Raw genomic sequence first — 24,070 nt, forward strand, 5'->3', positions numbered from 1 at the left:
TTTCTCTACCTTGCGTTGAAACGGCGGCGCAGCTGCGCCAGCGTGTATTGCTTTTCGACCGGTCCGTGTTCTTCCGGGTAGAAACCGGGATCGGATGGAAGGCAATCCCGCCCGCAGACCTGATACATGAACCCGGTCTGGCCATTGATGAACCACAGCCGCCCACCGGGCGTCGCCACCCAGCCATTCACGCCACGGGCCATGTCCCCTTCAACGTCGATGGTTGAGGGAACCTCGCCGTCATAACCGGGGGCCCAGGCCGCATGGGTGTGCCAGGACGAAATGATCTGATATCCCGGCTCGACCGGGATCATCCCGCAAGACGCTTCGCCGCCCCAACTGACCTTGCTGACATCCAGCTCACCCGTGGGTGTGCGCACGATATAGCCGCAGACCTCCCGGTTATAGGTGATCGACTGGGGGTTCATGTTACGCAAAAGGGCATGGACCAGCTCTGTCTCCTCGACGCTTTGTGCCTGTGCGGCGGGGGCGGTCAGGGCGAGGGCCAGAAGCGCGGAAATGAGGCGCATGGGGGAGCTCCAATTCTCTCAATACAGGGAAAAGATAGGGGCAGCCGGGGCGTGATGCCAGCCTTGTTTGTCCCCGGCTCCGGTGCCACTCTGGCAATGGCAGAGGAAAGGCAGGCGAGATGAGCGACCAGACAACAGAGCCCCAGGGCGATCTGACCCTGCGCACGGTGGCGATGCCCGCCGATATGAACGGCAATGGCGATATCTTCGGCGGATGGGTGCTGAGCCAGATGGATATCGCCTGCGGTATCCTGGCCCGCGAACGCGCGCGCGGGCGCTGCACCACGGTGGCCGTCGATGCGATGAAGTTCATTCGCCCCGTCGCCGTGGGCGATGTGCTGTGCGTCTATACGCGGATCGGGCGGGTGGGTCGCACCTCCATGGGGATCGAGGTCGAAGCATGGGTCAAGCGTGGCGCGGTTGGTGAACGCGAAAAGGTGACCGAGGCGCTCTTCACCTTCGTTGCCATTGATGAAGAGGGTAAGCCGAGACCGGTGCCGGCGTCAGAGACCTAGGGAATCTCGACCCGTCGGCGGTCGATCTGCACCGCGCCCGTTGCATCGGTCGTGACGATGAACAGGTCGCCATATTCCACGGGCGGTGGCCCCTCCAGGTCAAGCGTTTCCCAGATGTCGCGTAGATTGCCACTATTGCCGACCCATACGACGCTTTGGCCAGCAGACAGTCGGGCAATGCGTCGGGCGATCTGATCCACGGAAACCCGCGTGATTTCAAGGCCTTTGGCACGCGCCAAGGGCTCGGCCGTATCAAGGTTGCGCTGAATTCCGGGGCTGTAGATTGCGTCAATCTCCATGGTCTCCAGGGCATCGGCGAAGGCTGCCGCGCGGGCGATCCCCTGTGGTGTCAGGTTCTCGTCGACCCGATCGGCGTGTCTGTAGATGATCAGACGGCTGTTCGGCGCCAGACTATGACCGGTGACACGCGACAGCGGAGAACAAGCCGCCGCCGCCCCGAGTGCGGTGAACAAGAAACCACGTCTGCTGATTGCAAGCATAACTCTTCCCCGTTTTGTATTGGCGATCGAAGGTAGCATGGATGGGAAAACTTTCAAAATGCCGCTTCGTTTTCAGGCATTTCGACAGAAAAACCCCGGAAGACGGGGATCTTCCGGGGGGAAAGACAACAGGCAGGGAGAACTCAGATCATCGCCCAATCGGTGAAGCGAAACCCCGTGGGGCGCGTCGTGCCCTTTTGGCCATTGGTCCGGTGGGAGGGGCCGGTCTGGCGGGACGGGGTGGGCATGGGATACTCCTTTCGGGCGGTGTGATCTTGCGTATATCCATGGGTCGCCGCCGCCTCGCGGAGGGTTCAAAAGAAATCAGTACAGGTGGGGGTCAGGCGTTTACCTTCGCATGGCTCCGCACGAACGCCTCGATATCAGACGCTGGCCGCGCCCCGCTGAGACGCCCGATCTCTTTGCCGTTCTGAAAGAGGATCAAAAGGGGAATGCCCCGGATGCCGAATTTCTGGCTGACCTGCGGGAAATCCTGCGTGTCGATCTTGGCGAAGCGGGCATGGGGGGCGAGCGACCGCGCCGCCTGCTCGAACTGCGGGGCCATCATCCGGCAGGGTCCGCACCACGGCGCCCAGAAATCCACCAGCAGCGGCAGTTGGTCGGTCTTGCTGGCCTTGGCCAGCGTTGCCGGGTCCAACGCCTTGACCTTGCCATCCGCCAGCTTCGCCCCGCAGACCCCGCATTTCGGGCCCGAGGTCAGTTTGTCGGTCGGCACCCTGTTGACAGCCCCGCAATCGAGGCAGGTGATTTTCGCGGCGGCAGGCATGACACGGCTCCGTTTAATTGACTTTGGTAATAAATGGGCAATCGGACGCGCGATGCAAGGGGGCTGCCCGCAAAGAAGAAGGGGCGCAGCCTGCGCCGCGCCCCGTTCCGGAATTCTGTCGCGTCGGGCCGATCAGGCCAGGGCGATGTTGGTCGCGCTTTCGCGGCCATCACGGCCGGCTTCCAGATCGAAAGTCACTTTCTGGTTGTCGGCGAGGCCGGTCAGACCAGCGCGCTCGACAGCAGAGATGTGTACAAAAACGTCCTTGCCGCCGGTGTCGGGTGCAATGAAGCCGAAGCCTTTGGTGGTGTTGAACCATTTCACGGTGCCAGTGGCCATGTCCGTGGTCTCCTAGTTTAAGCGTCGCCCGCAGTATGCGGCAACTCTGGCGTCAGTCGGTAGCAGGTCGAGACTGAAGCCATGGATAGGAGACAGAGGTCGAAATGCGGTAACGGTCGCAAGGCGCATATGGGGGCAGGCGGGGCAAAATGCAAGGATAATCGTCTATCGGCAGCTCCGGGCAGCGCGATGACCCGGCCTATGCGAACGGATAGTATGCCATACGCCTGCACAGCTTCGCGGGCGGGATCGGGGCGGTTAGGGTGGTAATATTCCGAGCACGAGGCGGGTGACCCGATCGGAAACGGGTCGCGCATCTGCCCCCATATGGGCGCGTCTTGATCGGAACGGGGGACCCCTGCGCAAACTCTCACGGAATGCGTGGGACGTGCCTTTGGCAGTCGGGAGAGAAACAGGGGGCGATGCCATAGCGCCCCCTGTTTTTTCAATGGGTTAGATCATCGCCCAATCCTTGAACTGAACAGGGTCCGGCTGTGGCCGCGGGGCGGGTGCCGACGCGGGGACGGATTGGGGTTTGGGTCTGGCGATCATTGTATTGGGCTCTTTTCCTGAAGCCTGAACGAGAGGATGATCCCGAGTTTGACCACAGGTGGTCCTGCAATCGGGGTCGGTCGACACTGCGGGCTGATGTGCCCGAAGGAACGCCCGCTGCCCGTACACCCGGCGGGTCGTCTCTGTACAGCCCTCGCAACAGCTCTACGCGGGAAACCGCCTTGTCAGTTCTGGGGCGGGGCAGTCCGGATTCGGGCCAGCAGCAGGTTCGTCAGGATTGCCATCCAGACCGAACACGTCGCTCATAGCTGGGGCTGACGGCAAAGCTCGCCTTCCGGTCAGGGCTGTCATTCAGGGAGTCTGCCACTCCACTGTCATTGACGCGGAGGTCTTTCAGACCGGTGACCTGGAAAAGCGGGCAGGCATGTGGTCTTGGCTGAACAGATGGGCAGATCTGCCCATCTGATGTTTGTTAAGTACGGCGTCCTTACCGCACGAACTTCTTGTACTTCACCCGCTTGGGCTCCAGCGCGTCTGGTCCCAGGCGGCGCTTCTTGTCTTCCTCATAGGCCTCGAAGTTGCCCTCGAACCATTCCACATGGGCCTCGCCCTCGAAGGCCAGGATGTGGGTACAGAGACGGTCGAGGAAGAAGCGGTCGTGCGAGATGATCACGGCGCAGCCGGCGAAATCCTCCAGCGCGTCTTCCAGCGCCCGAAGCGTTTCCACGTCCAGATCGTTGGTCGGTTCGTCGAGCAGCAGGACGTTGCCACCCTCTTTCAGCAGCTTCGCCATATGAACGCGGTTGCGTTCCCCGCCCGAGAGCAGCCCGACCTTCTTCTGCTGGTCACCGCCCTTGAAGTTGAAGGAGGAGCAATAGGCCCGTGAATTGACCTGCGCGTCCCCCAGTTCGATGATCTCGGCGCCGCCAGAGATCTCCTCCCACACCGTTGCATTCGCGTCGAGCGAGTCGCGGGACTGGTCCACGTAAGACAGCTTGACCGTGTCACCATAGTCCACGGTGCCGGCATCGGGCTGTTCCTGCCCGGTCAGCATGCGGAAGAGGGTGGATTTACCGGCGCCGTTGGGGCCGATCACGCCGACGATGCCACCGGGTGGCAGGGCGAAGGAGAGATCCTCGACCAGCAGCTTGTCGCCATAGGCCTTTTGCAGCCCTTCGACCTCGATCACCTTGCTGCCAAGGCGGGGGCCGTTCGGGATGACGATCTGCGCGCGGGTGATCTTTTCGCGCTCGGACTGGCTGGCCAGATCGTTATAGGCGTTGATCCGGGCCTTCTGCTTGGCCTGACGGGCCTTGGCGCCCTGCCGGATCCAGTCCAGTTCGCGCTCCAGCGTTTTCTGCTTGGACTTGTCTTCGCGGGCCTCCTGCGCCAGCCGTTTGGCCTTCTGTTCCAGCCAGGCGGAGTAGTTGCCCTCGTAGGGGATGCCGCGGCCTCGGTCGAGTTCGAGAATCCAGCCGGTGATATCGTCGAGGAAGTAACGGTCGTGGGTGACGATCAGGATCGTGCCCTTGTAGTCGATCAGGTGCTGCTGCAGCCAGGCGATGGTTTCCGCGTCCAGGTGGTTGGTCGGTTCGTCGAGCAGAAGCATGTCGGGCGCTTCGAGCAGCAGCTTGCACAGTGCCACCCGGCGGCGTTCCCCGCCCGAGAGATTCGCAGGCATCGCGTCATCGGGGGGGCAGCGCAGGGCCTCCATCGCGACGTCGATCTGGCTGTCGAGATCCCAGAGGTTGTTCGCGTCGATGTCATCCTGCAGGGCCGCCATTTCATCGGCGGTCTCGTCGGAATAGTTCATCGCAAGCTCGTTGAAGCGGTCGAGCTTGGCTTTCTTTTCCGCAACACCCAGCATGACATTGTCACGCACCGACAGGCTTTCATCCAGCTGAGGTTCCTGCGGCAGGTAGCCCACCTTGGCCCCCTCTGCGGCCCAGGCCTCGCCGGTGAAATCCTTGTCGATCCCCGCCATGATCTTCATCAGCGTGGATTTACCGGCGCCGTTGACGCCCACGACACCGATCTTCACGCCGGGCAGGAAGCTCAGCCGGATATTCTCAAAGCATTTCTTGCCGCCGGGATAGGTCTTGGAGACCCCGTCCATGTGGTAAACATACTGGTAGGAAGCCATAGGAACCCTCATGCATTCGCGTTGATCCCTCACATAGACAAGGGGAGCGGTCGGGGCAATGGGCGGGGGAAGTCGGGCCCGCCCGCCCACCCCTTTTCGGGGGGCCAGCCCCCCGGACCCCCCGAGGTATTTCAGCCAAGATGAAAGGATCAGAGGGTCTTTTCGAAGAACATGTCCGGGTAGGGGTCGTCGTTGAAGCGGTCGATCTCTCGCCAGCCGGACTTGCGGTAGAGGGCCGCCGCTTCGGGCAGGGCGGAGTTGGTGTCGAGCCTGAGCGTGTCGATGCCAAGCCCCCGCGCCGTGTCCTCGGCCCGTGTCATCAGGCGGGTCGCCAGTTTCAGACCCCGCGCGGCGGGTGAGACCCAAAGCCGTTTGATCTCGGCCACCGGTCCGCCGCCGCCCTTCAGCCCCACGCAGCCAATCGGCAGCGCGTCGGACATGGCCAGCAGGAACACCCCGCGCGGGCGGATCATGTCGGTGGCCTCCGGGTCGCGCGACAGGTTCACGTCGAAGCCGGTGGCGAACCGGCGTTCAAGCTCCTCGTAATACTGCGTCAGGCAATGGATCGCTTCGGGCTCGCGCGGGTCGATCTCGATGATCTCGATACGGTCCTGCCCGAGCGCCGTGGCAATCAGGTCCATCGCGTCCAGGATATCTTTCGGGCGCGGGTGGCGAGCGAGGATGGCACGCGCCTGATCATTCGACAGCCGCTCATATTCCGCGAAAGCGGCACGGCCCGCTTCGGTCAGCTGCGCGATGCGGCGGCGGCTGTCATCGGGGCTGGGGCCGGTCGTGATCAGCCCCTCGGTTTCCAGCCCGCGCAGAAGGCGGCTCATCAGCCCGGAATCGAGCCCGAGATAGGTGCGGATCGCCCCCACCTCCTGCTGTCCATGGCCGATGGCGTTCAGCACCCGCGCCGATCCGAGCGGGCGGCCAAGGCCAAGGAAGGACGTATCGAGCGCGCCCACTTCGGAGGTCACGGCGCGGTTGAAACGGCGGATGCGTTGGATATCATCGGTCATTTATCTGACTTAAGTCAGATAAAACTATCCGACAAGTAGAAACGCGCCGGGATGCTCTCAGCCCAATCGGATGGGTCTCAGTCCTGCCCGTCGCGCCCGCTGTCCAGCAACACCGGCTGGCCATGGGGCGTGCGTTCATAGGCGCGGGTCCAGGTGGCTTTGCGCGCGCTCAGATCCGCACCGGTGATGTCGGTGGCCTCTGTCGTCAGTCGTTCGAGCGCAGAGAGGGCCGCCTCGTAATAGGTTCCGGTCGTATCAGGTTTGCCGGCGGCCTCTGCCGCGCGCAGTTCGGCCCCGAGCGTTTCGGCCCAGTCCGTCGCGGTGAACCGGCCTGCCTGCACCATGGTGTCGGCAATCGCCAGCACCTGCGCCTGCCAGGCCTCGTCAAAGACCGGATCGCGGGGGGCGAGGGGGTTTTCAGGCCGGAACAAGGTAGCTCTCCCACAGTTCCAGCGTGACCGTGTCGCGGGGGTTTGCATCATCTCCCCAAAGCTCCTGCGCCGAGAAGCTGACGGTATAGAGGTGCTGTCCGACATGGCGGTTATGGGCGCCTTCGTCGGGGAAAAGGTGGCAGCCATGATGGGCGATCACCTCGCCCACGCAGTCGCGGGCATAGGCGGGCAGGCGGGTGTGATTGTGATTGATCTGGCGCAGGGTGCGCACGGTGTCACCCACGGCGAAATGCGCCGGGGCGTCTTCCGGCACCGAGAAATCGGTGCAGGCGCGGCGGACCTGCTCGACGATCTGATCGACGGTCTTGGCCTTGGCGGGGTCGGCCGGTTCCAGAACATAGCCGCGTTCAAGGTCTTTTAGGGTGATCTGGCCCGCATCGACCATGAGCATCAGGTAATTCGTGGCCCATTTCTGGAAGTAGGAAAAGGTCAGGTAATCGCCCGGCACCATCAGTTCCAGCCCGTGGCGGAACCAGTCGATTGTGATCGACGGACAGATGCCCTCGCGCGCCAGCCCCCACATGCGCTGTTCCCAGTCATGAGTGAAAGGCGCATCGCCTTCCGAAACCGGAACCGGGCCATAGCCCTCTTTGCCGCCGAGATCGTGGATGCCGTCCATCACGCAGCCCCCGTTTGGAGAATCCGGTCCGTTCCGATCATGGAATTGCGGGTGACAATCGCGGCAAGGCTCTCCTTATCCCAGCCTTCGGTCCCGGCGGGGCGCTGCGGAACCACGAGGTAGCGCAGTTCGGCGGTCGAGTCCCAAACCCGCACGGCGACTTCTTCGGGCAGGTCCACGCCAAACTCGGCCAGCACGGCGCGCGGTTCCCGCACGGCGCGGGCGCGGTAGGCGGCGGATTTGTACCAGGCGGGCGACATGCCGAGGATCGAGAACGGGTAGCAGGAGCAGAGCGTACAGACGACCATGTTGTGTTGCGCGTCGGTGTTTTCGACGGCCTTCAGGTGGCCGGTGGCGTTGCCCTCGAACCCGAACTCCTTGATCGCCTCGGTCGCATCGGCCAAAAGCCGCGCCTTGAACTCTGGATCAACCCACGCCCGCGCCACCACCTTGGCCCCACGCATCGGGCCGATATGCTCCGAATAGGCCTCGACCCAGGCATCGACGGTCTCGGACGCGATCAGCCCCTTTTCCACCGCAAGGCTTTCCAGCGCCTTCACCCTGAGCGCCGGGTCGCTTGGCAGATGCGAATGGATATGGCGGTGCAGATGGGCGGCATGTTTGCTGTCGAATGTGGACATGGGCAGGCTCCTTCGCTGCTCAGGGAAGGTCAGGAATGCGGGCGTGTCAACATCTGACCTCTGGACAGCGGGCGCACGGGCCGCAACAAAGGCGCTCATGCGCGCGGGATTTCCATATGTCCGCCCCGGCATGACCGTGGGCCTGTTCGGAGGATCGTTCGATCCGCCGCATGAGGGCCATGTGCATGTCAGCCGCGAGGCGTTGAAGCGCTTCGGGCTGGATCGGGTCTGGTGGCTGGTCAGCCCCGGCAATCCGCTGAAATCGGAAGGTCCCGCACCGCTGGACAAGCGGATGGCGGTGGCGCGCGCGCTGATCCAGCATCCGCGCATCGAGGCGACGGATATCGAGGCGCATCTGGGCACGCGCTACACCGCCGAAACGCTGGAGGGGCTGTTCCGGCTCTATCCCGGTGTGCGCTTCGTCTGGTTGATGGGGGCCGATAACCTCGCCAGCCTGCATCGCTGGCAGAGATGGGACTGGATCATGGAGAACATTCCCGTGGGCGTTCTGGCCCGGCCCGGTCAGCGGATTTCGGCGCGCACGGCCAAGGCCGCGCAGATCTATCGCCGGTTCAAGGTGCCTGCCGCCGGGGCCAAGGGGCTCGCCTACCGGGACACACCGGCCTGGTGTTTCCTCAATGTGCCGATGGTCGATATTTCCTCGACCGAGATCCGGGCGCGGGGTGACTGGACGCGCTAGCGCCGCTCTCGCAGAAACAACGTGGCAAGGCCCGAGGCGAGGATCACCGCCAGCCCCTGAAGGGCGCGCTCCTGCGGAACTTCTGCGAAGATGAGCAGGCCCCAAAGCGTGGCGGCGACCAGCTGGATATAGACGAACGGGGCCAGCCGCGATGCAGGCGCCATGCCAAGCGCCACGATTAGAAGCAGGTTGCCAAGCGCCGATCCAAGCGCCGAAACAGTGGTGAAAACGGCAATCTCCCCGGTCATCGGGGGCCAGTGGTAAAGGCCGACCGGCATCAGCACCACCGCCCCGATCAGCAATTGGGTAATCAGTATCTGGCGCGGGCGACCGACATCGGTCAGCCAGCGGGAGGCCGTCAGGTAGGCACCGTAGAAACACCCGGCCAGCAGCGCGAAGCCCAGACCGGGGGACAGGCCGAAGCGCGGATCGACGACCATGACGACGCCATAGAACCCCGCCAGCAACAGGGCGGTGCGCAGCAGCGTGATCGGCTCGCGCAGGAAGAGCGCCGACAGGAAGTAGCTCAGGATCGGGCCGATGAAGAAGGCGCCGAAGACATTGGCAATCGGCTCGGTTCTCAGGGCGGTCAGGATGCTGGTGATGCCGCAGATCAGGAAAGCGGCGCGCAGCCAGATGCGCCAGTCGGCCAGCAGCCGCAGCGCGGATCGCGAAAAGGCGAAGGGGGCGAGCAGCAGAAAGCCGAGGGCAAAGCGGCTCCACGCCGTGAAGAACGGGTTTACCCCGTGAAACGCCCCAAGCAGCCGTCCGGCGCTGTCGCCAAGCGGGATCAGGAACATGGCCACGACCATGAGCGGCAGAGCGCGAAGCAGCGATTGGGTCATGTTCGCGTGATAGGGGCAAATTCCGGCCACCGAAAGGCTTGAGTGACGGGCCTGCCTGCGGTTTAGTGGGTGCCGGACGGACAAGAGCATTTGAGCATTATGGTAACGAGACGCGCATTCCTGGCTGGCACTTTCGCCGGTCTTGCGCAGGGCGCGTTCGCCTTGCCGCCCGAGGTATCCCGCATTCCGCTGCGCCGTCCCGACGGGTTCGAACTGCGCACCCTTCCAAGTGCTGCGGACCTGATCGCGCGCGCCGATCTGGGGGGCGCGGTGTCCTGCGTGGTGGCCGACGCCAATACCGGCGAGGTGCTGGAGGCGGTGAACCCGCTTCTGGGCTTGCCGCCCGCCTCTGTCACCAAGGCGATGACAGCCGCCTATGCGCTGGACCGGCTCGGCCCCGGCTACCGGTTCCGCACGCAGCTGATTGCAGATGGTACCCTGTCGAACGGGCGGCTGGAGGGTGATTTGTGGCTGGTCGGCGGGGCCGATCCACTGCTGGACACCGACGCGCTGAATGCCATGGCGCGCGATCTGGCCGATGCCGGGGTGCGCGAGGTGACGGGGGCGTTCCGCGTGGCGTTCGGGGCAATCCCGCATGTCACGGCGATCGACCCCGATCAACCGGGCCACGTTGGCTATAACCCTGCCATTTCGGGGCTGAACCTGAATTTCAACCGGGTGCATTTCGAATGGCAGCGCGGCGCGGAGGGCTACTCCGTTTCCATGGATGCCCGGTCGGAATCGCTGCGCCCTCCGGTCTCGGTTGCGCGGATGCAGGTCGTGGATCGGGGCGCGCCCGTCTATGAATACGAGGCCACGGAAGACCGCGAGGAATGGAGCGTTGCGCGTGGTGCCCTGGGTGAGAACGGCGCGCGCTGGCTGCCGATCCGCCGCCCACATCTTTACGCCGCCGAGGTGTTTCAGGTGCTGGCCCGGGCGCGCGGCATTGTGCTGGAAACCGCAGAACCGGGTGAGGCCCCGCCCGAGGGCGCGCTTGTCATGGCCGAACATGTCTCGGAACCGCTGGAAGACATCTTGCGCGGCATGATGCGGTGGTCCACCAACCTGACGGCAGAAGTCGCGGGCCTGCTGGCAACGCAGGCGGGCGGGGTTCGACCCGAGGGTCTGGAGCAGTCCGCCGCGGAAATGGGTCGATGGATGCAGGACCGATTCGGTGTCCGGCACCAGAATTTTCTCGATCATTCGGGGTTGAGCGAAGACAGCCGGATCAGCACCCGCGAAATGGTGCGCGCTCTGGTTGGCACCGGGCCGAATGGTGGCCTGCGTCGGTTGATGAAGAATATCCCGATCCTCGACGATCAGGGCGCTCCGATTCCCGATCACCCGGTGCAGGTTGTGGCCAAGACCGGGACGCTCTACTTCGTTTCGACCCTTGCGGGCTTCGTCCGGGCGCCATCGGGCCGCGATCTGGCCTTTGCCGTCTTTTGCGGCGATCTGCCCCGGCGCACCACCTTCGATCCGTCACAGGAAGAACGCCCGCCCGGAGCCCGCGGCTACAACAGCCGCGCCAAGCGCTTGCAGCAGGATCTGATCCAGAGATGGGCACTGGTGCATGACCGGACCTGACGCCTGGTCGCAAACAGACGCGACAGGGGGCGTTTTCTGACTTTGAATTCGCGGACGTCCACGCCGGGAATTGTGGCCGGACGACTACTGAAAAGATTGGAAAACCCGCGTGTCAGACGTCACACAGCCAGCAATCGGGGTCGCTACCCCGCGCGCGATCGAGGGCATTTCCAGCGTTGTGCTGGGGATGTTCTTTTTCGTTGCGATGGACGGGATGATGAAATCGCTGCTGGAGGATTACAGCGTCTGGCAGTTGATCGTCACGCGCGGGGTCATGGCGGTGCTGGTGATGGTGCCAATGATCCTTTGGTTGAGGGGGGCGCACCGGTTGTTCACGCCGTTATGGCGGCTGCACCTCTTGCGCGCCTTTCTGCTGGCCACCGGCTTTGCCGCCTTCTATGGCGCGTTTCCCTTCATGGGGCTGGCCGAGGTGTCTACCCTGTTCTTCTCGGCCCCGCTGATCATTGCCGTTCTGGCAGCGCTCTGGTTGGGGGAAACCATCGGCCCGCACAGAACGGGCGCCCTGATCGTGGGGTTCATTGGCGTCCTGATCGCGATGAACCCGACGGGAGACGCCTTCAGCTGGATCGCGGTGATGCCGCTGACCTGCGCGCTGTTCTACGCCATTGCCCAGATCCTTGCCCGCCGGATCGGCGACCGCGAAACCACGCTTACCACGGCGCTATATACGCTGGTCTTTTCGGGGCTTTTGATCGTGCCCGTGGGTTGGTTGACCAACACGATCGTGCCGATCCCTGCGGAATTCACCCATTTGCAGTTCACCTGGGTCCTGCCGACAGGCTGGGAACTGGGGCGGCTCGGGCTGATGGGGGCGGTTGGGCTGATCGGGTATTTCCTGCTGACCCATGCCTATATGGTGACCTCGGCCAGCCTTGTGGCGCCCTTCGACTATATCTACCTGCCGATCGCCTCGGTGATGGCCTACCTGCTATGGGGGGAAGTGCCCGGTGCCGCCACGCTGACGGGCATGGCGCTGATCATCGCCAGCGGGCTTTACCTCGGGTATCGGGAGCTTCGTTCCTCACGCACGACGCTCAGCCCGCATCCGGTCGCCGAATCCTCGGTGGCACCGGGCAACCCGGTCGCCCCCATGACCGTGACGCAAGATGTGGAGAACGACTAGCCGACCGGATCAGACCGTCATGTGCCGCGCCCGTGCACCGCGTTCGATGGCAGCTCCGTGCAGGCGGTCGATGTTCAGCTGATAGCGGATTTCCTGCAGCATCTGCAATTCCGTCTGGCGCAGCAGCCCATCCGCGGCGGCCACGTCACAGGCCAGCGCATAGGCGGTTTCGAACAGGTGTTCGGGCAGCGCATCGGTGATCAGGCCGAACAGCGCATCGAGCCCGTCTTCCTCCTCCATCAGATCGAAGACGATCTGCGCGACAACGCCAAGCCGGTCGGCGTCGAAATCGGCGAACACCGGCAGGTGATCGACGATGCGTTCAATCGTGACCAGTTCCGATGTGCGGATGCTTTCATCCGATACCGAAACGGCGATCATCAGCGCGACAAGCGCGTCCTGCGGGGAAAGAGGGGGCTGTTCGGTCACGGGTCTTATGCCTTCCAATGCGGGTACCGGCCAGAGAGTAGGGTCAGCCGCGCATGGGGGCAAGAGGACGTGACGCCGCCGCGCCGGGGAATGCGGATTGCGCGGCGGCGTGTCTCGTTCAGGCGCTCGCGGCGCTGAAACGGTACTGGACGGAGTCGAAGCTGCCCTCGGCAAACCCGTAGGTGAAGCGCAGACCCTCAGGCCCCGCGACAACGCCATGTTCCGCACCGGCGGGCACATAGATCGCCACGCCTGCGGAGATGTTGTGCGGGACACCTTCGATGGTCACGACGCCAGACCCGTCGATGCCAAGATAGAACTCCGCCGGATCGTGGCGGTGTTGCAGCAGGGTGCCATGGGGGCCGAACTCGGCAATGCCCAGAACGAATTCACGCGGGACATCGGGGGTGCCGTTGATCAGCGTGCGCCAGGTGACGGTGCCATAAGTGGGATCACCGCCCTCTTGTGCCACGTCATCGGCATGGATCGAAAAGGCCTCGCAAGAGGGCGGATAGGGGCTGTTGACGGCGGGGGCATGGGCGACGAAGGCCTCTTCCCGGTCGATAAGGGTTTCGGCGGCTGCGCTGGCGAACTGGGTCATCGGGGGTGTCCTTCTTAGCCCGTGTGGTGGGCGGAGATTGCGGATTGTCCCGTTGCTGCGCAATGCGCTAAAGATGATCGGTAACATACGTTGAGGTTATGATGTCTTCGCGCCTGCCCCCGTTCTCCGGCCTGACGGCCTTCTACGCCGCGGTGCGCCACGGTACACTGACCGGCGCAGCGCGGGAGCTGAACGTGTCACAACCCGCCGTGTCGCGCAGGATCGCCGCGCTGGAGCAGGATCTGGGCTGCCGCCTGTTCGACCGCAGTCACAAGCCGGCACGTTTGACCCAACAGGGGCGAGAGATGATGCGGGCCCTGCGAACCGGCTTTGGCCAGATCGAGGCCGCCGCCGAGACGATCCGCAGGGGCAATGCAAAGCGGGTGGTGACGGTGACGGGGCCGTCAGGGTTCGTCGGATTCTGGTTGATCCCGAAACTGGCGGAACTGGAGGCGGCCTTCCCGGAAGTGACGATTCGTATCATAAGCCAGGAGTATGGTGATCCGGATCGTCCAGGCGATATCTCGATCCGCTACGGGCTGGCAAGCGAAGCAGAACCTCTGGCCCGCCGTATTCTGGGGGATGAGGTCTTTCCAGTGGCCAGCCCGCACTACCTGTCGCGCCACGCCAGCCCGCCCGACCTGTCGAAACTTACCCTGCTGACGATGGAATCGGCCCGTCAGCACTGGCATGACTGGCCAAGCTGGTGCGAAGCGGCGGGCATGCGCATGCCCGATGGCGTGCGGCAGCTTGACTTCAATTCCTACGCGATGCTGGTCAACGCGGCCTTGGCGGGGCAGGGGGTGTGCCTGTGCTGGTCGGGCCTCTTGGACAGTTTCCTGAGCACCGGCGCGATGGTGCGGCTCGACGGGCCGTCTGCGCGGTCGGTGCGGGGCTATTTCATCACCCGCCGCGACGGGTTGGCCGCCAATGAGGAAGTGATGCGCATACATGACTGGATCGTCGCGGAAGCCACGATTCAAGGGGGCTGAATGTTGACCCCGCGCCCCGCCCGCCCTAGGAAGCGGCGGGTTTCGGCGTATGGTGCGCCACCCGCCCGTTCTGGAGAATGAAATGTCTGATCTGCGCGACGTTGCAATGAGCTCGAAAGCATGGCCCTTCGAAGAAGCGCGCCGGGTGCTCAAACGCTACGAAAAGACGCCGCCGGAAAAGGGCTATGTGCTGTTCGAAACCGGCTATGGCCCCTCGGGCCTGCCGCATATCGGCACCTTCGGGGAGGTGCTGCGCACGACGATGATCCGAAACGCCTTCGAGGTGATTTCGGATATCCCCACCAAGCTTATTTGCTTTTCCGACGATCTGGACGGCATGCGGAAAGTGCCGGGCAATGTGCCCGATCAGGAGATGCTGAAAGAGCATCTGCAGAAGCCGCTGACCTCGGTGCCCGATCCGTTCGGCACGCATGACAGCTTTGGCGATCACAACAACGCCATGCTGCGCCGGTTCCTTGATACGTTCGGGTTTGAGTATGAATTCTACTCGGCCACCGAATTCTATCGCTCGGGCCAGTTCGATACGATCCTGCTGCGCGCGGCGGAACGCTATGACGCGCTGATGAAGGTTATGCTGAAAAGCCTGCGCGAGGAGCGTCGGCAGACCTATTCCATCTTCCTGCCGATCCACCCGGAAACGGGGCGGGTGCTCTATGTGCCGATGAAGAATGTGGATGCCGAGAATGGCACGATCACCTTTGACGACGAGGATGGCCGCGAATGGACGCTGCCTGTCACCGGCGGCAATGTGAAGCTGCAATGGAAGCCCGATTTCGGTGCCCGTTGGGCCGCGCTTGGCGTGGACTTTGAAATGTATGGCAAAGACCATTCGACCAACACGCCGATCTATGACGCGATCTGCCGGATCCTGGGCGAGCCCGCGCCGGAGCATTTCACCTATGAACTGTTCCTTGATGATCAGGGGCAGAAAATCTCCAAATCCTCGGGCAACGGGATTTCGATCGATGAATGGCTGACCTATGCGTCGACGGAATCCTTGAGCTACTTCATGTATCTCAAGCCGAAGACCGCGAAGCGGCTTTACTTCGACGTGATCCCCAAGGCGGTGGATGAGTATCACCAGCAACTGAACGCCTATCACACTCAAAACGCTGAACAAAAACTGGCCAATCCGGTCTATCACATCCACGCGGGCGAGGTGCCGGTCAGCACGATGGTGGTGCCGTTCGCGATGCTGTTGAACCTCGCCAGCGTGTCGGGTGCGGAGGAGAAGTCGAAGCTCTGGGGCTTCATCCAGCGCTATGCGCCGGAGGCGAGCCCGGAGGGCAACCCGGACCTCGATCAGGCGGCGGGTTTTGCGATCCGCTATTACAACGATTTCGTGAAGCCGACGCGTGCCTTCCGCCTTGCCGATGACAAGGAAAAAGCGGCGATGGAGGAGTTGCTGGTGTGCCTCGGTGATGCCGACAAAGCCCTTGATGTCATTGCCAGAAAGAACGCCGAGGCGGGCCGGGACGATCCGCTGCCGGAGGTTGATTGGACCGACGATGAATTCCTGCAGTCCATCGTTTTTGCCATCGGCAAGACACACGGGTTCGAGCCGCTGCGCGACTGGTTCAAGGCGCTCTATGAGGTCTGCCTTGGCGCGTCTCAGGGGCCGCGCTTCGGCGGCTTTATCGCGCTTTACGGGATCGAGGAAAGCAAGCAGCTGATCCGCGACGCGCTGGACGGAAAGCTGGCCAGCTGACGCCAAAAACAGGGGGGTGCCATGCGTACACCCCCTGTGCACCCCCCGTACACCCCCCGTGCAGACGGAGTCCGGTTTCGCTGTTGCACCGGCGTTCTGCCTTTCCGGCCCGATTTGACCTTGGTCGCATCCGCACTACCATTCTCCTGACGCCTGTAGATGGGAGGACCGGAATGCGCCGCCTTATCCTAGCCCTCATCCTGACAATGGCCCCTGTGCTGGCCACAGGGCAGGAGCGGCTGCCCGCCAATCCCGATATCGAGAGCACCATCCAGAGCCAGCTCGATGCGTTTTCGACCGGCAATGTCTTCACCGCCTGGACCTTCGCCAGTCCGACCATCCAGCAGATGTTCCAGCACCCGATGTATTTCGGGGCGATGGTGGAACGCGGCTATCCGATGGTCTGGCAGCCGGGGGAAACAACCTATCTGGGCTTGCGGGAAGAGGGCGACAGGCTGGTCCAGCAAGTGCAGATCCTTGACCCGACGGGCCGGGGGCATCTGCTGGAGTACGAGATGGTGCAGATCGACGGCCGTTGGCGCATTGCGGGCGTGACCGTGCTGCGCGGTCAGCATCTGGGGGTGTGAAACCTTCGCCGCGGTTAACCGCTTTTTAACTCTGTCCCTGTAAGTCTGGGCGTCAACCGGGCCTGACCAAGCGCCCGGCGCTTTCCTGAAAGTCGTGAACAATCGAGACACCCCTCGGGCCAGACGCCGCCCGCAGGGGTCAAAGGCGTGGGCTCTGCCCATGCGTGAGCAAAAGGGGTTTGACATGAACCAAGTGATCACCGACGGGCTGAACCTGATGCCGCCGGAATTTTCCGAGGGGCTCTCTGTCTGGAGCCGGGAGGACGGCACGCCCGGCACCGATACCTGGGCCACATCCGGCTTTGGAGTGCTGGTGCCGGCGGATCAGGATTTCGGCACCTGTCTGGAGATCCTGAAGACCGAAACGATCACGCGCGTCCGCTACATGGCGGAAACGCCGATGCTGCCGGGGCTGTATCTGCGTATCTCGGCGCGGGTGAAATCGTTGTCGGGCACCATCCCGTCCGTGCGGATCGCAGGGTGGGCCGGGCAGGCCAACAATACCCATGTCTCAGGCGTGGTCGAAACCGGCCCGACAACGGCGATGACCGCCTATGGCGAGGTGGTGACCGCCTCGGCCATTGTCGGCATCGGGGATCGCAGCGGCGTCGACATGGCCTGGGGCGAGGATGCCGCCTATGGGCATTTCGGGCTGGATCTGACCGGTGGCAATGGCGGTACGGTGCGCATTGAATCGATCAAGATCGAGGATGTCACCCACGTCTTCCTGCGCAAGATGATGGACTGGGTGGATGTGAAGGATTTCGGCGCGGCGGGCGATGGCGTGACCGATGACAGCGGTGCCTTTGCCGCCGCTGATGCCGCCGCTGCCGGGCGTGAGCTGTTGGTCAGCGAAGGCACCTATCGGATCGCGTCGAACCTGACGCTGCAATCGCCGGTGCGTTTCCAGGGCCAGCTGGACATGCCCGATAGCGCGCGGCTGGTGCTGGCTGGCAGTTTCAACCTGCCTGCCTATGCGGATGCGTTCGGGGGCGATGAGTTGCAGGGGTTCAAGAAGGCCTTTCAGGCGATGCTGAACCATGGTGACCACGAAAGCCTCGACATGATGGGGCGCAGGGTGCAACTGGACGGGCCGATTGATATGGCCGCCGTGGTGGGCAACAAGGTGAGCTATGCCAACAGGCGGGTGATCCGCAACGGGCAGTTCAGCTGCCTGCCCAGTTCCAACTGGGATGACGAGGTGCACACCGCAACGGGCACCTGGACCGTGGCCAACCCGAGCCGGCTGGACAATGTGGCCAATGCAGGCTCCATCCCCATTGGCTCGCTGGTGACGGCCGCGCAAGGTGTGGGGCGCGAGATCTATGTGCGGGATGTGAATGCCGCCAACAACCAGGTGTTCCTGTCGTCGCCATTGGGTGTGCCACCATCGAGCCAGACCTATACCTTCACCCGGTTCAAATACATCATGGATTTCGTGGGGTTCGAGAACCTGCAACGCTTCGTGCTGGAGGATGTGGAGTTCCTCTGCGCCGGGGCGGCCAGTGGCATCATGTTGCCGCGTGGCGGGCTGATCTTTCATGTGAAGGACTGTTTCTTCACCGGCCCCAAGGATCGGGGGATTACCTCCTGCGACCAGGGCTGCGCGGGGATGCTGATCGACCGTTGTCAGTTCCTGTCCAATGAACAGCTGCTGCGGGTTCAGGACCGCACGACGATTGCTTTCAACACCAATGCCAATGACACCAAGATCCGCGACAACCGCGCGGTGAAGTTCCGTCATTTCGGGGTGTTCGGCGGCAATGGCAACCTGATCACCGGGAACCACTGGTTCCAGGGGGATAACGAGCCCGACGGCCAGATCAGCGCCGGGATCGTGCTGACCAATACAAACGTCAAGACCACGATCATCGGGAACTACGTGGACAACAGCTATATCGAATGGGCCAATGAACATGACCCGGCGCCCGAGATGTCGGGGGAGTATTCCTTTGGCGGGCTGACCATCAACGGCAATATCTTCACCGCGAACGGGATTGCCAGCTGGTCGAACTTCATCCTGATCCGGCCGCATGGTCCGGGGCATTACATCAACGGGCTGTCGATCTGTGACAATGTCTTCAAGCATCTCAATGGCGGGGCGCTGGATTCGGTCGATGACGTGGACGATTCGATTGCGCCTTTGGATGGCAGCCGCACCGCGAATTTCCTGATGACGGGCAATGTCTATCACGGGATCACCAAGAACTCGCAAAACCCGGTGACGGTGAAGGTGACGGAGAACAGCGATCTCGACGTGTGGGAGGTCGATCTGCGCGACTGGCTGCCGTTCGAGACCGAGGCGCGCGTGGCGGTGGCGGTGATGCCAGAGGGCGCGGTGCGGTCGGTGTCGAACGTCGCCGTCTACACGATGCCCTATGCCACCACGCGGCACGGGGTCGGGCGCGGATCGGTGCGGCTGAACTGGTCGCAGCCGGTGCATGGCTCGGTCCAGCTGACGGCGCGGTGCGATACGGTCTGACGGCTCAGCCTGCGGCCCCGCTCTTGGTGCGGGCCGCGGGTTTTTCCCCCTGCGGGCGACGATATTCCACCAGCTTTTCCCAGCTGTTTGGATCGAGCAACGCCCACGCCCCGGCATCGACCGTATAGCCGTAAGTGACCGCCGTTTCGGACGGCAGAAGGAATTTCACCCGGGCGCCATCGGTTTCCAGATGGCCCCGGTATTCGCGTGTCCAGAGCGTGCCGTTTGCAGAATCCAGAACCCAGATGCCGGTGGTGCGTTCGCCGTCGGACCAGCGTTGCAGGTAGGTCCCGTCTTCGCGGAACAGCCATTCGTCCCCATGATCCCGGTCGCGCCACGCCCCGATGGGGGCATCGCTGTCCCCGCCGATCCGGTCGAACCGGGTCCGGCCCCAGATCATCGCGGCGCCATCGGCGGCCACGGTCAGGGGCTGCGCGGGATCGGCAATGTGATAATTGCCATCCTGATCGATTTCATAGGTCGTCTGCTCACCCGGAATGATCCAGATGCCGGGAAGTTCGGGGTCGATTGCCGCTTGGCTCATTATCCTGGCCTTATGACGGTGCCGTTAACCAATATGATGCACCCTTTATGTTACCTTGGCAACAAAACCTGTCCTTTTAGACAAGTCTTAGGTCAGAAGGTGACAAACGATAGGCTTTGCCGAACCCGCCATTGAGGTGGGCTGCGATCACACGAAGACGGAGCATCAGGAAATCACTGAAGTCGTAGTAGAGCGTCGCCTTGGGGTGTTGCGACAGGTAGAGCGGTTTGAGCATATCCTTGTCCGCTGGCTGTGCCTGGCATTGCAGGGTCAGGCGCGGATGGATCAGCGGATCGCCCCGCTGCCCCGGCTCGCCAACCAGCAGGGAACAGTTATTGTTGAGAAAAAGGGCCCGGCTATGCAGGGACAGCTCGGAAATCAGGGTCACTGGCGTGCCATCGCCATCGGTGCCAACGGAGACACGGGTGACCATCGGGCTTTGCGTGTCGGGGCAGATCACCCCGAGCGAGCCGAACCGCGCCCGGCGCAGCAGATCCTGACCGACCGCGCGCGCCTCGTCATCGGTTTCACGCAGCATCCGCTTGGGTTTCGACATGTTGGGGGCCCCTCCTGCAAAGGGAATACCACCCGTGCGGTTTTGAATAAACATGGCGATAAGTTCAGAATTGGTGCCAGAATCCCAGCTCTAATCCGAGCTGCACGTCCTCCCCTTGGATCGCCCTAATCCCAAGCTCTACAGATGTTCCGCCACGGATTTGGTAGACGAAGGAGGGGTTTAGCGCATAGGTGACGTCAAGCCCGGCCCATTCCTCAGCCACCACCTGCAGCATAAAGCGGGAGCGTTCCGAGAGGGTCAGGCCGAAAGTGGCCTCGACCTTCCAGCGATCCTGCTGCCGGCTCATGTCGCGGACTGCATGGGCGTCCAGCGCAATCCATCCTCCCTGAAGATCCATCGGCATCCAGTGCGGCGGAGTGATCCCGTAGCCGTATCCGAGGGACAACCCAAGCCGGGCAAGCGTGCTGTTGTCCTGACCATCAGCGCTGCGCTGACCGGCGCCAAAGTCCAGGGCGGCCTGAAACCGGGCGTCTGGTCGGGTCAGCGTGTAGCGCAACAGGCCCATAGCCTCGCGGGAATGTTGCCCGCGTCCGATCTCGGCGCTGAACGTCAACCGGCGGCCCAGGCCGTATTCCAGATAGGCGGAATCATGGCGGCTCATCGCATCAACGCCGTCCGCCAATGCCTCGATGCTGGAATGGAGGTTGCTGGAGAAGGACAGGAAGACCTCGCCGTGTAGTCGGGCCCATGCCCCGGCCTGTACAGCAGACGCAAGGCACGAGAAGAGCAGGGTAAGGATGACCACGGGGCGCATGAGAGAAGCCTCGCGCAATCTGGTTAATGTATCCCTAACGCGCCCCAATCGGGTGCTCTGCACAATGCGGTCAAAGGATGAGGGCCATGGCCATACCGGCAGGGTTTCGGCTAGAAACGGGCGCGGCACATGAAGGCGGGGCAGACCGGTGACAGAGAAACGCATGAAACTGGTGCTGGTGACGCCTGAAATCCCCGGCAATACCGGCACCATCGGGCGCACCTGCGTGGCGCTGGAGCTGGAGCTGATCCTGATCCGACCCTATGGATTTTCCATCGACGACAAGGCGGTGCGCCGGGCCGGGCTGGATTACTGGAAACATGTGAGGCTGAGCGAATATGACAGCTGGCAGGATTTTCTGGCGGATCGCTCGCCGCCGCGAGACAGCCTGTTCTTCTTTGAGGAGCATGGCGCATCCAGCGTCTATGACCCTGACTATCCTGACGATGCCTATCTGATCTTCGGGCGCGAAACCAAGGGGCTGCAAGCCGAGATCCTGGCAGGCATGGAAGACCGCATTTTCCACCTGCCGATGCGCAGCCCGCATATCCGGTCATTGAACCTTGCGAATGCGGCGACGGCGGTGGTCTATCAGGCGTTGCGCGGGCAATTCACCCGTTAAGAAACGATTAACCCCTGTGACGGGCTGCCCCGAAGCAGCCAGACCTTTCCCCGAAACAGCCGCAAAGAACCACAATCCGATCAAGGCCTTGCCCCATCACTGCGCCACGCTGGCCCGGTAGTGACCTAGAACGGGTATGAGTAAATGGTTTCGAAGCGTTCCGACGGGTTCGCTGCGCGCGAAAGCGGGGCAGCAACCTTTGACTGGGTGATTCTGGCTGTGGGCGTGTTTGGCCTCGGGCTGGCGGTCTACTCGGTCTTCACCGCCGATCTGGACGAGCGGCCACCGGCCCCGCAAACAGCAATCGAGCGATCCGCGCCGGAGATCGCGCCGCTCTATCCCTATTTCGACGAGGTCTGGCGGCGGGATCAGGCCGCCTACTACGCCGAAGCGGGGGATGACGCGCTGCTGGCGGCCTATGCGGCCCAGTACGCCGTGGCCCTTGGCGAGGTGAATGCCCGGATCGGGGCAGATTTCCTGATGATCATCGAAGAAGAGATGACGCGGCGTGGCCTGCCGCTGCCCGATGGCAACCTGCGAGCCGCCGAGATTCGGGCCCGGTTCATGGACGCGGCGTCCCCGCCATGAAAACAGCGTGATTCCTTCATGACCGCGCCCAACCGCGCGGTTAGGAAGGTCTGGACTGCCCTGGGGGGTAGCTCTGCCCCGGGGGTCGTGTCGCAAGGCGCGGCCCCTTTTTCCTGCCCCGGGCCGGTCATTGATCCCGATCAAGGCCTAGGCGCGGAAAGGCGCGCTTGTTAGGCTGGTGTCACAGGAGGATCTCCCATGCCGACCATCACCAAGGGCGCCGCCCTACAGACCGTCATCACTACCTTCGAGACCACGCCGGGCACCTGTCAGGACCTGCTGGACGCGCTGACCGCGGCTTATTCGGATTTCATCTCGCATCAGCCCGGCTTCATTGCTGCGGGGCTGCATGTGAATGACGCGCAGACGCGCGTAGCCAATTATTCCCAGTGGGAGAAGCGCGAGGATTTTCAGGCGATGCTGCGCAGCGACGAGATGCGTAAAAGGAACCGAGCTATCAACGAGCTGTGCAAAAGCTTCGAGCCGGTGATGTATGACGTTGCGGAGAGCTTCAATTGAGTGAGGGTGACGACGCGCTCAGCACCGAATTGCGGCAGTTGCGCGAAGAGGTGGCGGTGATCAACCAGCATCGGTTGTTCACCTCGCAAAGCACGGTAGGGCGGATGCTGGCGTTGAGTTTCGGACGCGGGCTGGCCTTTGGGCTTGGGTCGGTCATCGGGGCGTCGTTCCTGGTGTCTGCGGTGGTCTATTCGCTGAGCCAAGTGGATTTCATCCCGGTGATCGGCGAATGGGCCGCCCGAATCGCCGATGAGATCACCGCAGGACGCTGAGCCGGGGCTTGCGCCCGAGCGGGTGCGCGCGTAGCCTCATATTCAAATCATTGCATTTGAAATGGAGATCGCCATGCGCCGCAGTTTGCTTCACGCCCTGATCATCGGATTGACCCTTGCCACCCCGGCGCTGGCGCAGGATGCCGTGGGGATCACCCCGGATGTGATGTCCGTCACGGTGGAAACCGCATCCGGCCCGCGCGAGATCACTCGCATTCAGGACACGGATCATGTGATCGAGGACGAATGGGGCCGCACCTCTCGCCCCTGTCCGAATTTCTGCGTCCAGCCGATGATCCCGGCGCCCGGCGTCAGCCCGATTGGCGAATTGGAGCTGTTGGAGGCGCTGCAGAATCCCGACGTGATCGTGGTCGACAGCCGCACGCCGGATTGGTTCCAGGCGGGCACCATCCCCGGTGCGGTCAACATGCCCTATACGGAAATGGTGGACCGGCTTGGGGAACTGGGCTGTGAGATCGACTTTGACGGGTGGGATTGCACCGAGGCGCGCGACGTGGCGCTCTTTTGCAACGGGCCGTGGTGTGGGCAGTCCCCCACGGCGATCCGCCGCATGATCGAGGCAGGCTACCCGGCAGAACGCATCCACTATTACCGCCCCGGCATGCAGGGCTGGCGGATGTTGGGGCTGACGGTCGCTGGCGGCTGAATCCGACGGAAATCGTCAGGATGCCCGTTGTTTCGGGCGGGTTTGCTCCTATCTGAAAGGGAACATCAACCCGCCGGAGGAGACCCGCGCCCATGCAATGCCCGATTGACGGAACTGCCCTTGTGATCACCGAACGTAGCGGGGTCGAGATTGACTATTGCCCCACCTGTCGTGGCGTCTGGCTGGACCGAGGCGAGTTGGACAAGATCATCGAGCGCAGCTCCCTGGTCGACAACCGTGAAGGCAATTGGCGCGAAGCCCCGGCGCGTGGCAGCCGCAGCGACCACGACGGCGGCGACCGGCGCAAGAAGAAGGACGGCATCGGGTCCTTCCTGGGCGATATCTTCGACTTCTGATGAAACGGGCGGCA

The 24,070-nt window shown here is 62.9% G+C and carries 29 protein-coding genes; 14 read left to right on the forward strand and 15 right to left on the reverse strand.

Features of this window, described 5'->3' with window-relative positions:
• Positions 1-5: 5 nt before the first annotated feature.
• A complete protein-coding gene (locus EP237_RS00140) occupies positions 6-530 on the reverse strand; it encodes a DUF4329 domain-containing protein (RefSeq protein ID WP_127556868.1) in 525 nt (174 codons plus the stop codon).
• Positions 531-649: 119 nt separating this feature from the next.
• On the opposite strand from EP237_RS00140, the gene yciA reads away from it, so the two are divergent.
• A complete protein-coding gene (gene yciA / locus EP237_RS00145) occupies positions 650-1,045 on the forward strand; it encodes an acyl-CoA thioester hydrolase YciA (RefSeq protein WP_127556870.1) in 396 nt (131 codons plus the stop codon).
• Here yciA and EP237_RS00150 read toward each other — a convergent pair.
• The 8 genes from EP237_RS00150 to nthA form a co-directional block, all read right to left on the reverse strand.
• On the reverse strand, positions 1,042-1,518 hold the full coding sequence (locus EP237_RS00150) for a histidine phosphatase family protein (protein ID WP_240661396.1): 477 nt from the start codon (positions 1,516-1,518) through the stop codon (positions 1,042-1,044). The genes yciA and EP237_RS00150 overlap by 4 nt on opposite strands.
• Before the next feature lie 367 nt (positions 1,519-1,885).
• Positions 1,886-2,332, reverse strand: coding sequence for a thioredoxin TrxC (gene trxC / locus EP237_RS00155; protein WP_127556872.1), 447 nt, complete (start codon positions 2,330-2,332; stop codon positions 1,886-1,888).
• 132 nt (positions 2,333-2,464) lie between these two features.
• The gene (locus tag EP237_RS00160; RefSeq protein ID WP_127556874.1) at positions 2,465-2,671 is read right to left on the reverse strand and encodes a cold-shock protein; all 207 of its coding nucleotides are present in this window, start codon (positions 2,669-2,671) and stop codon (positions 2,465-2,467) included.
• 1,000 nt (positions 2,672-3,671) lie between these two features.
• Positions 3,672-5,327, reverse strand: coding sequence for an energy-dependent translational throttle protein EttA (ettA, locus tag EP237_RS00165; protein ID WP_127556876.1), 1,656 nt, complete (start codon positions 5,325-5,327; stop codon positions 3,672-3,674).
• Positions 5,328-5,476: 149 nt separating this feature from the next.
• Positions 5,477-6,349: a bifunctional helix-turn-helix transcriptional regulator/GNAT family N-acetyltransferase gene (locus tag EP237_RS00170; protein WP_127556879.1), complete on the reverse strand. Its 873-nt coding sequence runs from the start codon at positions 6,347-6,349 to the stop codon at positions 5,477-5,479.
• A gap of 77 nt (positions 6,350-6,426) precedes the next feature.
• Complete coding sequence (locus tag EP237_RS00175) at positions 6,427-6,780, reverse strand: nitrile hydratase accessory protein (protein WP_164744566.1); 354 nt, start codon at positions 6,778-6,780, stop codon at positions 6,427-6,429.
• The gene (gene nthB, locus EP237_RS00180) at positions 6,767-7,420 is read right to left on the reverse strand and encodes a nitrile hydratase subunit beta (RefSeq protein WP_127556883.1); all 654 of its coding nucleotides are present in this window, start codon (positions 7,418-7,420) and stop codon (positions 6,767-6,769) included. Before nthB ends, EP237_RS00175 begins: the two co-directional genes overlap by 14 nt.
• Positions 7,420-8,061: a nitrile hydratase subunit alpha gene (gene nthA, locus EP237_RS00185; protein ID WP_127556885.1), complete on the reverse strand. Its 642-nt coding sequence runs from the start codon at positions 8,059-8,061 to the stop codon at positions 7,420-7,422. Before nthA ends, nthB begins: the two co-directional genes overlap by 1 nt.
• Before the next feature lie 97 nt (positions 8,062-8,158).
• On the opposite strand from nthA, the gene EP237_RS00190 reads away from it, so the two are divergent.
• The gene (locus EP237_RS00190) at positions 8,159-8,761 is read left to right on the forward strand and encodes a nicotinate-nucleotide adenylyltransferase (protein ID WP_127557761.1); all 603 of its coding nucleotides are present in this window, start codon (positions 8,159-8,161) and stop codon (positions 8,759-8,761) included.
• On the opposite strand, the gene EP237_RS00195 is transcribed toward EP237_RS00190, so the two are convergent.
• Positions 8,758-9,606: a DMT family transporter gene (locus EP237_RS00195; protein ID WP_240661398.1), complete on the reverse strand. Its 849-nt coding sequence runs from the start codon at positions 9,604-9,606 to the stop codon at positions 8,758-8,760. The two genes, EP237_RS00190 and EP237_RS00195, sit on opposite strands and share 4 nt — an antisense overlap.
• 99 nt (positions 9,607-9,705) lie before the next feature.
• Between EP237_RS00195 and dacB the strand changes: the two genes are divergently transcribed.
• Entirely contained in the window at positions 9,706-11,193 is a 1,488-nt protein-coding gene (dacB, locus tag EP237_RS00200; protein WP_240661400.1) for a D-alanyl-D-alanine carboxypeptidase/D-alanyl-D-alanine endopeptidase, read from the forward strand.
• 109 nt (positions 11,194-11,302) lie between these two features.
• Positions 11,303-12,337 carry a DMT family transporter gene (locus tag EP237_RS00205; RefSeq protein ID WP_240661402.1) on the forward strand — a complete coding sequence of 345 codons (1,035 nt, stop codon included), beginning with the start codon at positions 11,303-11,305 and terminating at the stop codon, positions 12,335-12,337.
• Between the two features lie 9 nt (positions 12,338-12,346).
• Here the strand turns inward: EP237_RS00205 and EP237_RS00210 are convergent, their stop codons facing one another.
• Positions 12,347-12,766: a tellurite resistance TerB family protein gene (locus tag EP237_RS00210; RefSeq protein ID WP_127556889.1), complete on the reverse strand. Its 420-nt coding sequence runs from the start codon at positions 12,764-12,766 to the stop codon at positions 12,347-12,349.
• A 118-nt stretch (positions 12,767-12,884) separates the two neighbouring features.
• Complete coding sequence (locus EP237_RS00215) at positions 12,885-13,367, reverse strand: cupin domain-containing protein (RefSeq protein WP_127556891.1); 483 nt, start codon at positions 13,365-13,367, stop codon at positions 12,885-12,887.
• A gap of 98 nt (positions 13,368-13,465) precedes the next feature.
• Between EP237_RS00215 and EP237_RS00220 the strand changes: the two genes are divergently transcribed.
• From EP237_RS00220 to EP237_RS00235, 4 genes are all read left to right on the forward strand, one after another.
• Positions 13,466-14,359: a LysR family transcriptional regulator gene (locus tag EP237_RS00220; protein ID WP_240661404.1), complete on the forward strand. Its 894-nt coding sequence runs from the start codon at positions 13,466-13,468 to the stop codon at positions 14,357-14,359.
• Positions 14,360-14,441: 82 nt separating this feature from the next.
• Positions 14,442-16,088, forward strand: coding sequence for a lysine--tRNA ligase (locus EP237_RS00225; protein WP_127556893.1), 1,647 nt, complete (start codon positions 14,442-14,444; stop codon positions 16,086-16,088).
• 173 nt (positions 16,089-16,261) lie between these two features.
• Positions 16,262-16,675 carry a DUF4864 domain-containing protein gene (locus tag EP237_RS00230; RefSeq protein WP_127556895.1) on the forward strand — a complete coding sequence of 138 codons (414 nt, stop codon included), beginning with the start codon at positions 16,262-16,264 and terminating at the stop codon, positions 16,673-16,675.
• Positions 16,676-16,859: 184 nt separating this feature from the next.
• Positions 16,860-19,157, forward strand: a complete 2,298-nt coding sequence (locus EP237_RS00235; RefSeq protein ID WP_127556897.1) for a glycosyl hydrolase family 28-related protein — start codon at positions 16,860-16,862, stop codon at positions 19,155-19,157.
• 4 nt (positions 19,158-19,161) lie between these two features.
• Here the strand turns inward: EP237_RS00235 and EP237_RS00240 are convergent, their stop codons facing one another.
• The 3 genes from EP237_RS00240 to EP237_RS00250 all read right to left on the reverse strand — a co-directional run bounded on the left by EP237_RS00240 (position 19,162) and on the right by EP237_RS00250 (position 21,032).
• The gene (locus tag EP237_RS00240; RefSeq protein WP_127556899.1) at positions 19,162-19,701 is read right to left on the reverse strand and encodes a hypothetical protein; all 540 of its coding nucleotides are present in this window, start codon (positions 19,699-19,701) and stop codon (positions 19,162-19,164) included.
• A 76-nt stretch (positions 19,702-19,777) separates the two neighbouring features.
• Complete coding sequence (locus EP237_RS00245; protein ID WP_127556901.1) at positions 19,778-20,257, reverse strand: HugZ family pyridoxamine 5'-phosphate oxidase; 480 nt, start codon at positions 20,255-20,257, stop codon at positions 19,778-19,780.
• A 64-nt stretch (positions 20,258-20,321) separates the two neighbouring features.
• A complete protein-coding gene (locus tag EP237_RS00250) occupies positions 20,322-21,032 on the reverse strand; it encodes a hypothetical protein (RefSeq protein ID WP_127556903.1) in 711 nt (236 codons plus the stop codon).
• Between the two features lie 148 nt (positions 21,033-21,180).
• Here EP237_RS00250 and EP237_RS00255 point away from each other — a divergent pair, with 148 nt between their 5' ends.
• The 6 genes from EP237_RS00255 (at position 21,181) to EP237_RS00280 (ending at position 24,056) form a co-directional block, all read left to right on the forward strand.
• A complete protein-coding gene (locus EP237_RS00255) occupies positions 21,181-21,654 on the forward strand; it encodes a tRNA (cytidine(34)-2'-O)-methyltransferase (protein ID WP_240661406.1) in 474 nt (157 codons plus the stop codon).
• A gap of 144 nt (positions 21,655-21,798) precedes the next feature.
• Complete coding sequence (locus EP237_RS00260; RefSeq protein WP_127556905.1) at positions 21,799-22,242, forward strand: hypothetical protein; 444 nt, start codon at positions 21,799-21,801, stop codon at positions 22,240-22,242.
• 198 nt (positions 22,243-22,440) lie between these two features.
• Positions 22,441-22,761: an antibiotic biosynthesis monooxygenase family protein gene (locus tag EP237_RS00265; protein WP_127556907.1), complete on the forward strand. Its 321-nt coding sequence runs from the start codon at positions 22,441-22,443 to the stop codon at positions 22,759-22,761.
• Positions 22,758-23,033 (forward strand): DUF5665 domain-containing protein, encoded by a 276-nt coding sequence (locus EP237_RS00270; RefSeq protein WP_071689006.1) that lies wholly within the window; start codon positions 22,758-22,760, stop codon positions 23,031-23,033. Before EP237_RS00265 ends, EP237_RS00270 begins: the two co-directional genes overlap by 4 nt.
• A 73-nt stretch (positions 23,034-23,106) precedes the next feature.
• A complete protein-coding gene (locus EP237_RS00275) occupies positions 23,107-23,700 on the forward strand; it encodes a rhodanese-like domain-containing protein (protein WP_127556909.1) in 594 nt (197 codons plus the stop codon).
• Positions 23,701-23,792: 92 nt separating this feature from the next.
• Positions 23,793-24,056: a TFIIB-type zinc ribbon-containing protein gene (locus EP237_RS00280; protein WP_127556911.1), complete on the forward strand. Its 264-nt coding sequence runs from the start codon at positions 23,793-23,795 to the stop codon at positions 24,054-24,056.
• Positions 24,057-24,070: the final 14 nt, after the last annotated feature.

This window comes from Nioella ostreopsis (assembly GCF_004000255.1).
In the GTDB taxonomy this organism is placed as follows: Bacteria; Pseudomonadota; Alphaproteobacteria; order Rhodobacterales; family Rhodobacteraceae; genus Nioella; species Nioella ostreopsis.

Bases quoted from the DNA above. Each gene is read 5' to 3' on its own strand.
- EP237_RS00225 (WP_127556893.1), top strand. From the start codon at position 14,442: ATGTCTGATCTGCGCGACGTTGCAATGAGCTCGAAAGCATGGCCCTTC.
- nthA (WP_127556885.1), bottom strand. From the start codon at position 8,061: ATGTCCACATTCGACAGCAAACATGCCGCCCATCTGCACCGCCATATC.
- yciA (WP_127556870.1), top strand. From the start codon at position 650: ATGAGCGACCAGACAACAGAGCCCCAGGGCGATCTGACCCTGCGCACG.
- ettA (WP_127556876.1), bottom strand. From the start codon at position 5,327: ATGGCTTCCTACCAGTATGTTTACCACATGGACGGGGTCTCCAAGACC.
- nthB (WP_127556883.1), bottom strand. From the start codon at position 7,420: ATGGACGGCATCCACGATCTCGGCGGCAAAGAGGGCTATGGCCCGGTT.
- EP237_RS00235 (WP_127556897.1), top strand. From the start codon at position 16,860: ATGAACCAAGTGATCACCGACGGGCTGAACCTGATGCCGCCGGAATTT.
- EP237_RS00190 (WP_127557761.1), top strand. From the start codon at position 8,159: ATGCGCGCGGGATTTCCATATGTCCGCCCCGGCATGACCGTGGGCCTG.
- EP237_RS00140 (WP_127556868.1), bottom strand. From the start codon at position 530: ATGCGCCTCATTTCCGCGCTTCTGGCCCTCGCCCTGACCGCCCCCGCC.
- EP237_RS00170 (WP_127556879.1), bottom strand. From the start codon at position 6,349: ATGACCGATGATATCCAACGCATCCGCCGTTTCAACCGCGCCGTGACC.
- EP237_RS00215 (WP_127556891.1), bottom strand. From the start codon at position 13,367: ATGACCCAGTTCGCCAGCGCAGCCGCCGAAACCCTTATCGACCGGGAA.
- EP237_RS00265 (WP_127556907.1), top strand. From the start codon at position 22,441: ATGCCGACCATCACCAAGGGCGCCGCCCTACAGACCGTCATCACTACC.
- trxC (WP_127556872.1), bottom strand. From the start codon at position 2,332: ATGCCTGCCGCCGCGAAAATCACCTGCCTCGATTGCGGGGCTGTCAAC.
- EP237_RS00240 (WP_127556899.1), bottom strand. From the start codon at position 19,701: ATGAGCCAAGCGGCAATCGACCCCGAACTTCCCGGCATCTGGATCATT.
- dacB (WP_240661400.1), top strand. From the start codon at position 9,706: ATGGTAACGAGACGCGCATTCCTGGCTGGCACTTTCGCCGGTCTTGCG.
- EP237_RS00220 (WP_240661404.1), top strand. From the start codon at position 13,466: ATGATGTCTTCGCGCCTGCCCCCGTTCTCCGGCCTGACGGCCTTCTAC.
- EP237_RS00250 (WP_127556903.1), bottom strand. From the start codon at position 21,032: ATGCGCCCCGTGGTCATCCTTACCCTGCTCTTCTCGTGCCTTGCGTCT.
- EP237_RS00280 (WP_127556911.1), top strand. From the start codon at position 23,793: ATGCAATGCCCGATTGACGGAACTGCCCTTGTGATCACCGAACGTAGC.
- EP237_RS00245 (WP_127556901.1), bottom strand. From the start codon at position 20,257: ATGTCGAAACCCAAGCGGATGCTGCGTGAAACCGATGACGAGGCGCGC.
- EP237_RS00275 (WP_127556909.1), top strand. From the start codon at position 23,107: ATGCGCCGCAGTTTGCTTCACGCCCTGATCATCGGATTGACCCTTGCC.
- EP237_RS00160 (WP_127556874.1), bottom strand. From the start codon at position 2,671: ATGGCCACTGGCACCGTGAAATGGTTCAACACCACCAAAGGCTTCGGC.
- EP237_RS00230 (WP_127556895.1), top strand. From the start codon at position 16,262: ATGCGCCGCCTTATCCTAGCCCTCATCCTGACAATGGCCCCTGTGCTG.
- EP237_RS00195 (WP_240661398.1), bottom strand. From the start codon at position 9,606: ATGACCCAATCGCTGCTTCGCGCTCTGCCGCTCATGGTCGTGGCCATG.
- EP237_RS00260 (WP_127556905.1), top strand. From the start codon at position 21,799: ATGGTTTCGAAGCGTTCCGACGGGTTCGCTGCGCGCGAAAGCGGGGCA.